Origin of the sequence: Cryobacterium sp. 10I1 (assembly GCF_035019805.1) — a bacterium.
Classification (GTDB): domain Bacteria; phylum Actinomycetota; class Actinomycetes; order Actinomycetales; family Microbacteriaceae; genus Cryobacterium; species Cryobacterium glucosi.
Map to the genome: position 1 here is coordinate 1 of NZ_JASJVF010000142.1, position 8916 is coordinate 8916.

Below are 8916 nucleotides of genomic sequence, written 5' to 3' on the forward strand. Positions count from 1 at the left end.
GGTAGGGGTCGGGAGGGGTCCCGGGCGGGGGTTCCGCCGTGCTTTCCGAACGAATAGTTGAGGGTTCTTCAGCTGTCATACCGGTCACTCTACGGACCATCACCGACATTCCACCGGCATCCGCACGCCCGCAAATCACCTGTGGATAACCCGGTCAGAAGCACTTTGTTGAGGAGTGGCCGTCTCGGAAACCGGTAGTCTCGCCGACGTCGCGAGTGTGGTCGCCCATGCGTCTGAGAGACTGTGCGGATGAATACTTCATCACCGGAGAACGGCTCGAGGGCGGGTGCCCTCGCCAACCGGGGAGTCCAGGCGGCGCTGGTGTCCGCGGTGCTGTTCGGTGCCGGGACACCGCTCGCCAAGATCCTCCTCGGCGAGGTCAGTCCGTGGATGCTGGCCGGCCTGCTGTACTGCGGCTCCGGGATCGGCCTCGGCCTGATCCGGGTCGTTCGCCGGTCGCCCCGGGTGCGGCTCAGCCGCGCCGAGTGGGTGCCGCTGTCGGGTGCGATCCTGTTCGGCGGGATCTTCGGCCCTGTGCTCCTGATGCTGGGCCTCTCGAACATGCCGGCCTCGGGCGCATCGCTGCTGCTGAACGCCGAAGGTGTCTTCACCGCACTCCTGGCCTGGTTCGTCTTCACAGAGAATTTCGACCGGCGCATCGCCCTCGGAATGCTCGCGATCGTTGCCGGGGCCGTCATCCTGAGCGCTCCCGGCGGGGCGAACTTCGGAAGCGCCTGGCCGTCCCTCGCCATCCTCGGCGCGTGCCTCTGCTGGGGCCTCGACAACAACCTCACCCGAAAGATCGCACTGACGGATGCGACGTGGCTCGCCGCCGTCAAGGGTTCCGTCGCCGGCCCGGTCAACCTGGCGCTCGCCTTCCTCCTCGGTGCGCACCTCCCGGCAGCTGGAAACATCGCTGCGGCCCTCGTCGTGGGGTTCTTCGCCTACGGCATCAGCCTGGTTCTCTTCATCGTCGCAATGCGCCATGTGGGTACGGCGCGGGCCGGGGCGTACTTCTCGATCGCGCCATTCTTCGGCGCGGTGCTGGCCATCATTCTCGGTGACGCCGTGACGTGGCCTCTCGTCATCGCCGGCTTCCTGATGGCTGTCGGGATCTGGCTTCACCTCACCGAGCGCCACGAGCACGAGCACACGCACGAACCGATCACGCACGACCACTGGCACACTCACGATGAGCATCACCAGCACGACCATGCCGAGCCGGTCTCGCCGGGAACCTGGCACAAGCACGAACACACGCACCAAGCCATCACCCACACGCACGAGCACTACCCGGACATGCACCACCGGCACGAGCACTGAGCCTGACAGATTCCGATTCGGCCGTTTCCTCGGTCCGCATCGCCGCGCTGAGCGTACCGTGAGGAGGGAGGGACCGTCGCGGCTTCGCCGAAGAAGCTGCACCCTTGACAACGATGTTGGCGGATCCACTCAACCAAGGAGGATACCGCTACGTCAATCCTGACTGTCCCAACGATTAAGACTGCACCACCAGCATCCGCTGCACCCGCCTCTCCGGCGCCGCCCCGCGCATCCGTTCGATATCGCCGCCTGTTCGAACCGACGAACCTCGGGTCGATGGAGCTCAAGAACCGATTCGCGATGGCGCCGATGGGGCCCCTCGGTTTCTCAGATGCGGAGGGCGGCTGGAATTCGCGCGGCATCGAGTACTACGTCGCGCGAGCCCGCGGCGGCGTCGGGCTCATCATCACGGGAATCACGCCCGTCACCAACCCGGCGGAGAAGTTTCCGAACGGCAGCGTGCCGATGCCGATGCGGAATCCCGGTGCGTTCCTCCGCACCAGCCGTGAACTCGTCGAGCGGGTGCACGCCTACGACGCCAAAATCATGCTGCAACTCGGCGCCGGCTTCGGTCGGGTCATCATGACCGCCTTCCTCCAGGGCGGCGCGCAGCCGGTCGCGCCGTCGCCGATCAAGCATCGGTGGTCAGAGGCCATCTGCCGCGAGATGACGGTCGAGGAGATCCACGCGACGGTGCGGAGCATGGGCGATTCCGCGGTGCTCGCCCAGCGCGCCGGGTTCGACGGCGTGCAGATCCATGCCGTGCACGAGGGGTACCTCCTCGACCAGTTCGCGACCTCCTTCTATAACCAGCGCACGGATGCGTACGGCGGAAGCCTCGACAACCGGTTGCGCTTCGCCCGCGAGATCGTCGACGAAATCAAGGAACGCTGCGGCGCCGACTACCCGGTCACGCTGCGATTCAGCCCCAAGTCGTTCGTGAAGGACTGGCGAGAGGGCGGCCTTCCCGGGGAGGACTTCGTCGAGAAGGGTCGCGACCTCCCGGAAGGTCTCGAGGCCGCGCGCCTCTTCGAGGAGTACGGATATGACGCCCTCGACATCGACGTGGGCACCTACGACTCCTGGTTCTGGAACCACCCGCCGATGTACCAGAAGAAGGGCCTCTACGTGCCCTTCGCCAAGGCGGTCAGCGATGCGGTCGGCATCACGGTCATCTGCGCCGGCCGGATGGACGACCCGGACATCGCGCTCGCCGCGGTCGAGGACGGCGCGACGGACCTCGTCTCGCTCGGCCGCCCACTTCTGGCCGACGCCGACTACGTCAACAAGCTGCACAGCGGGCACCAGAACCTGATCCGCCCGTGCCTCTCCTGCCAGGAGGGGTGCATGGGCCGGATCGAAGCGTTCGCCGCCATCAACTGCGCGGTCAACCCCCAGTGCGGACGCGAAGCCGAATGGCGCCTGCACCCGGCGCTCCGGGCCAAGAACGTGATGATCGTCGGCGGCGGGGTCGCCGGCTGCGAGGCGGCCAGGGTGCTCGCGTTGCGCGGGCACGTGCCCGTCATCTATGAGGCCTCCGCTGCCCTCGGCGGAAACCTGATTCCGGGAGGTGTCCCCGATTTCAAGGAGGACGACCTCGCGCTGATCCGCTGGTACGAGGCCACGCTCGCCGAGCTCGGAGTCGAGGTGCACCTGAATGCGCCGGTCGACGAGACGATGATCGAGGCATCCGCCGCGGACGAGATCATCGTCGCCACCGGTTCGGTGCCACGGCTCTTCGCGCTGCCGGGCGGCGTGCCGGTGTTCTCGGCCGCCGACGTGCTCGAGGGCGTCTCGGTCCCGGGCGCGACAACCGTGATCGTCGGAGGCGGCCTCGTCGGGTGCGAGCTCGCCCTGCACCTCGCCGACCACGGGGTGAACGTCACGATCGTCGAGCAGGCCGAGGACATCCTCGACGTGTCCGGGCCGCTGTGCGAGGCGAACCACATGATGCTGCACGAACTCATTCCGTTCAAGGGCATCGCGACGGTGACGTCGGCCACGGTGCTGCGTGCGACACCGCAGGGCGTCGTCGTGGTCGTCGGCGGCATCGAGCGGGAGATCGCGAGCGAATCGGTGATCCTCTCGGTCGGCTACGCCTCGAACAACACGCTGTACCGGAGCATTCTCGATTCCGGCAAGGAGATCCACCTCCTCGGCGATGCCCGCAGGGTGTCGAACATCATGTACGGGATCTGGGACGCCTTCGAAGTCGCCTCCGGCCTGTAGGCGGCGACCTTCGCGCACCGAGCGCGGGTGTTGCGCCGTTCCGCTGGTGGTGCGCCACCCGCGTTGCGGCGGAGCACCCGCGCTCGGTGCGTCCGGCACGCCCGCGGCACTGTCCTAGCCATTCCTGTGGAACACTAGTATGGTAGTAGTCTAAGCAACCAGGGACCATCCGTCTCGGGACGAGCTCCATCCCCAGGAAGGTGGCGACAATGACCGTCGCACACGCACCAGCACAACCCAAAGCACACGCCGGCACGTACAAGCTCGTCCCGGAGAATAAGGGCAAGACGCTCGAGCAGATCCAGGTCGAACTGACAACGGCGGGAGCCAAGAACTGATGCTGATGCTCACGACCGAAACCATGCAGAACCTCGCCGCGTTCGAATCGGCCGGTATCACCGTGCCGCACTTCGACCGCGCCGCGGTCACGCGAGCCACCACGGCGAACCCGGCCTGGATCCACTTCGGCGGCGGGAACCTGTTCCGCTGCCTGCACGCCTCGCTGCAGCAGCGACTGCTCAACGCCGGTGAGAGCGAGACCGGAATCGTCGTCGTCGACACCTACGACGACGAACTGATCGAGACGATCTACCAGGGTCGCGACAACCTCTCTTTGACCGTCGTGATGAAGGCGAACGGGGACATCGAAAAGGAACTGATCGCGAGCATCACCGAGAGCCAGTACCTCGCGGAGTCGAACCCGGCCGGCACCGCGCGGGTCAGGGCGATCTTCGCGAACCCGAGCCTGCAGCTCGCCACGGTCACGATCACCGAGAAGGGCTACAACCTGAAGGGCCCGGACGGCGAACTTTCCGGGCTCATGCTGGGGGACATCGAGGCGGGCCCGGACCACGCGCGGCACACCATGGCGCACCTGGCCTCGCTTCTCCTCGAGCGCTACCGGGCCGGCGCGACCCCGATCGCGATGGTCAGCACCGACAACTTCTCGCACAACGGCGAGAAGCTCCGCGACGCGATCCTCGTGGTCGCCCGGGCCTGGAAGGACAGGGGCTTCGTCGACGACGGGTACCTCGGCTACCTCACCGACCCGGCGAAGGTCGCATTCCCCTGGAGCATGATCGACCGGATCACGCCGGGCCCGTCGGCCTCCGTCGCCGGCGAGCTGCAGGCAGCGGTATTCGGCGACACCGAGATCCTCGTCACGCAGAAGCACACGACGACGGCGCCCTTCGTGAACACCGAGGAAGTCAACTACCTCGTCGTCGAGGACACCTTCCCGAACGGCCGTCCGCCGCTCGAGAAGGCCGGCGTGTACTTCACCGACCGCGACACCGTCAACAAGGTCGAACGCATGAAGGTGTGCACCTGCCTCAACCCGCTGCACACGGCCATGGCGATCTACGGATGCCTGCTGGGCTTCACGTCGATCGCCGACGAGACCGCAGACGCCGACATTTCGGCCCTGATCACGGGGATCGGCTACCGCGAGGGGCTCCCCGTCGTGACGAACCCCGGCATCATCGACCCGAAGAGCTTCCTCGACCAGGTCGTGGGGGAACGGCTGCCGAACAAGCGCATCCCGGACACCCCGCAGAGGATCGCCTCCGACACCTCGCAGAAGGTCGGCATCCGCTTCGGCGAGACGATCAAGCTCTACCGGAACACTGGCGCCGCCGACGATCTGACGTTCATTCCGCTCGCCATCGCCGGCTGGTGCCGCTACCTGCTCGCACTCGACGACGGGGGAGAGCCGTTCGAGCTGAGCCCGGACCCGATGAACGAGCACCTGCGCCGGTACGTGAGTGACATCAGGCTCGGGGACCCGGCAAGCGTCGGCCGGCGGCTGCATCCGATCCTCTCCAACCGGGACATCTTCGGGCTGAACCTGTACGACACCGGACTCGGTGCGCGGATCGAGGGGTACGTCGAAGAACTCGTCGCGGGCCCCGGGGCGGTTCGCAGCACGCTGCACAAGTACGCGAGCACCACAAGCAACAGCACCACAAGTAACACAGAGGAGACAGCATCATGCAAATGACATTCCGGTGGTTCGGACCCGACGACGACAAGATCACGCTCGGGCAGGTCCGGCAGATTCCGGGCGTCGAAGGTGTCGTCGGCGCCCTCTACGACGTCCCGGTCGGCGAGGTCTGGCCCAAAGCCAAGATCGCCCAGCTGAAAGCACAGATCGAGGAAGCCGGGATGAGCCTCGAGGTGATCGAGAGCGTCAACATCCACGACGACATCAAGATCGGGCTCCCGAGCCGCGACGCGTACATCGAGAACTACAAGGAGACCATCAGGAACCTCTCCGAGTTCGGCATCAAGGTCATCTGCTACAACTTCATGCCGGTCTTCGACTGGGTGCGCACCGAGCTGGCCAGGACGCTTCCCGACGGTTCGACGACGATGGCCTATGACCAGTCCATCGTCGACACCATGGACCCAGAGGGCATGGCTGCATCGGTCGAGGGCGACTCGAACGGATACGTCATGCCGGGCTGGGAGCCCGAGCGCATGAAGGGCCTCAAGGCCCTGTTCGCCCAGTACGCGGATGTCGACGAGAAGAAGCTCTCCGACAACCTGCGGTACTTCCTCGAGGCGATCATCCCGACCTGCGAGAAGTACGACATCAAGATGGCCATCCACCCGGACGACCCGCCCCGGCCGATCTTCGGCCTCCCCAGGATCGTGAAGAACTTCGACGACCTCAAGGCCATCGTCGAAATGGTCGACAGCCCGCACAACGCGCTGACCCTCTGCACCGGCAGCCTCGGTGAGAATCCGGAAAACGACGTTCCCGCGCTCATCCGCTATTTCGCCGGTCGCGACCGGGTGCCGTTCGCCCACGTGCGCAACATCAAGCACCTCGGCAACGACAACTTCGAGGAGGCCGCGCACCTCTCGGAGATGGGTTCGCTCGACATCTACGAGATCATGAAGGCCTTCCACGACGTCGGCTTCGACGGGTACATCCGTCCGGACCACGGCCGGATGATCTGGGGCGAGACCGGGCGCCCGGGCTATGGCCTGTACGACCGTGCGCTCGGAATCGCGTACCTCAACGGGCTGTGGGAAGCCATCGACAAGGCCTCCAGGGCCTGAGCCGCCCGGTTGGTGGGGGGGGGCGGGGGGGGGGCGGGGGGGGCCCGGACTCCCGGCCCCACCTGACTGCGCCGTACCATGCAAGAACACCAGCGCCTCATACTAGAAAGATGACGATGGATTCGGGAGCGTTTCGGGCCAGGCCCGCGACCACACGGCGCAACGCCCGCACGCACGCCCTCGAGATCATCCGCCAGAAGATCATCACGCTCGACCTGGCCCCCGGCACCCGGCTGTCCGAGAACGAGCTCGCCGGCCAGCTCGGGCTGTCCCGCACCCCGATCCGCGAGAGCCTCATCCTCCTCGCCGAGGAGCAGCTCGTCTTCGTGGTCCCTCAGGTCGGAACGCTCGTCGCGCCGATCCTGCTCTCCGAGATCGAGACGGCCCAGTTCGTGCGGGAATCCCTCGAGCTCGCTGCCCTGAACGAGTCGGTCGCCCGCGCGACGCCCGACGACATCGCCGAACTGAACGCGATCATCGACGCTCAGCGGATCGCGGACAGCCGCAAGACCCAGTCCGGCTTCTTCACCCTCGACGAGGAGTTCCACGCGACCCTGATGGGCATCAGCGGCCACGGCTCCGCCTGGCGGACCGTCGCCCAGGCCAAGGCGCACCTCGACAGGGCGCGGCACCTGTCGTTGTCCTTCACCGGGATGAGCGTGTTGATCGACCAGCATCAGGTCATCACCGACTCGCTCGCGGCGGGCGATGGGGATGCGGCCGCGAGCGCCATGCGGGAGCACCTGCGCCGTGTCTTCAACGACATTGCCGCAGTGCGGCAGACCAACCCGGAGCTGTTCACCCTCGACCCGTCCCAGTAGGCGCGCGGGACGCCGGCCAGGTGGCACGCCGGGTCGCCAGGGGCATCCGCTGCCCGGTCGCATAGACTCGCGTCTATGCGAACAGACCTTGCCGGCCCCGATCCGGACGCGCTGCGGCCGCTCGACCGCGCGGCCGCCGAGGACATCGCCCGGGGCCTGCGCGCGATGGCCGACCCGACCCGGGTGCAGTTGCTCGGCATGATCGTCGGCCGGCCGGACGGCCGCGCACTCGTCGGCGAACTCGCCACGGCACTCGGACTGAGCCAGCCGACCGTCAGCCATCACATGCGCATCATGACCGAGGAAGGCCTGCTCGCCCGGGATCAGGTCGGGCGTCAGGTCTGGTATTCGGTCGTGCCCGAGCGGGTCGGCGACGTTCTCGAGACGACCAGGAGCGACACCGACCCGATCGCGGCCGTCGTGGCCGCGCCCGTGCTGGCGCGCATCACGGACGACCTCGCGACCCGGTTCCGGGGCACGTTCGCGCACGAAACCGTCGGCCGATACGTGCGGGAGAGCTACGAACTCCTCGCCCGGCAGGCGAAGATCACCCGCTATCTTCCCTCGTTCACGGCGCGCTTCGCCGGCGACCGACTGCAGTCGCTGGCCGCGGTGGATGGCCGGAATGCGACGAACGGTCTCTTCGCGACGGACGCGTCCGACGCGTCGGGCGCGTCGGGCATTCCGGGTTCTCCAGGCTCTCCGGACGTTCCCGACGTTCCGGACGTTCCGGACGTGCTGTTCGTCTGCGTTCAGAACGCAGGACGATCCCAGCTCGCCTCGGCCATTCTGCGGTCGCTCGCGGGGGATCGCGTGCGGGTCCTGACGGCAGGGTCGGCTCCGGCCGGCCGGGTCAATCCGATGGTCGTCGCCGCGCTCGACGAGATCGGCGTTCCCCTCGCGGGCGAGTACCCCAAGCCGTTGACGGACGAGGTCGTCCGGGCGGCGGACTACGTGATCACGATGGGCTGCGGCGACGCGTGCCCGGTCTATCCCGGCCGCACGTACCTCGACTGGGACCTCGCCGACCCCGTCGGACTCCCGATGGAGGGCGTCCGGGCGATTCGCGACGAGATCGAGGCGCGGGTCAAGGCCCTCCTCGCCGACCTCGACCGGATGCGGCTGCCCACGACCTGAGTGTGCCCTCCGAGATGTACCTTTTCCGGTCGAGAGCCACCGGCAGAACGGGAACACTCGACCGGAACGGTGCATCTCGACCGTCCATCTCACGGTGGCAGGCAGCGGCAGGGCGCATGGAACAATGACGTATGACCGTGCGGGCTTCGAGGTGGCTGATCGTACTTGCGGCCGTGTGCTTCGGGACGACGGGCACCGCTCAGGCCCTCGGCGCCCTCGGCGGTGCCCAGGCGAGTGCGACGTCTCTCGGCGCGGCGCGCATCGTGTTCGGCGGCGCGCTCCTGGCGATCCTCGCGTTCGCGGTGGCGCTCGCTGAGCGCCGGAGGCGGTCGGCCGGGGC

At 67.1% G+C, this 8916-nt stretch carries 7 protein-coding genes and 1 pseudogene; all 8 read left to right on the forward strand.

The genetic code is table 11. The annotated features are described in order from the left end of the window. The first annotated feature begins 249 nt into the window (after positions 1–249). The gene (locus QN345_RS12365; RefSeq protein WP_322188581.1) at positions 250–1323 is read left to right on the forward strand and encodes a DMT family transporter; all 1074 of its coding nucleotides are present in this window, start codon (positions 250–252) and stop codon (positions 1321–1323) included. Positions 1324–1572: 249 nt separating this feature from the next. Then, positions 1573–3552: an FAD-dependent oxidoreductase gene (locus QN345_RS12370; protein ID WP_323508695.1), complete on the forward strand. Its 1980-nt coding sequence runs from the start codon at positions 1573–1575 to the stop codon at positions 3550–3552. 209 nt (positions 3553–3761) lie between these two features. Then, entirely contained in the window at positions 3762–3890 is a 129-nt protein-coding gene (locus tag QN345_RS12375; protein WP_255454104.1) for a hypothetical protein, read from the forward strand. Positions 3891–3895: 5 nt separating this feature from the next. Then, positions 3896–5551, forward strand: a complete 1656-nt coding sequence (locus QN345_RS12380) for a mannitol dehydrogenase family protein (protein ID WP_322188578.1) — start codon at positions 3896–3898, stop codon at positions 5549–5551. Then, positions 5542–6618, forward strand: a complete 1077-nt coding sequence (gene uxuA, locus QN345_RS12385) for a mannonate dehydratase (RefSeq protein ID WP_134446652.1) — start codon at positions 5542–5544, stop codon at positions 6616–6618. Before QN345_RS12380 ends, uxuA begins: the two co-directional genes overlap by 10 nt. A 110-nt stretch (positions 6619–6728) precedes the next feature. Beyond that, entirely contained in the window at positions 6729–7439 is a 711-nt protein-coding gene (locus tag QN345_RS12390; protein ID WP_241975479.1) for a GntR family transcriptional regulator, read from the forward strand. Between the two features lie 75 nt (positions 7440–7514). After that, a complete protein-coding gene (locus QN345_RS12395) occupies positions 7515–8576 on the forward strand; it encodes a metalloregulator ArsR/SmtB family transcription factor (protein ID WP_322188575.1) in 1062 nt (353 codons plus the stop codon). A gap of 131 nt (positions 8577–8707) precedes the next feature. Further along, positions 8708–8916 (forward strand): annotated as a pseudogene (locus QN345_RS12400) (hypothetical protein); the annotation flags it as partial.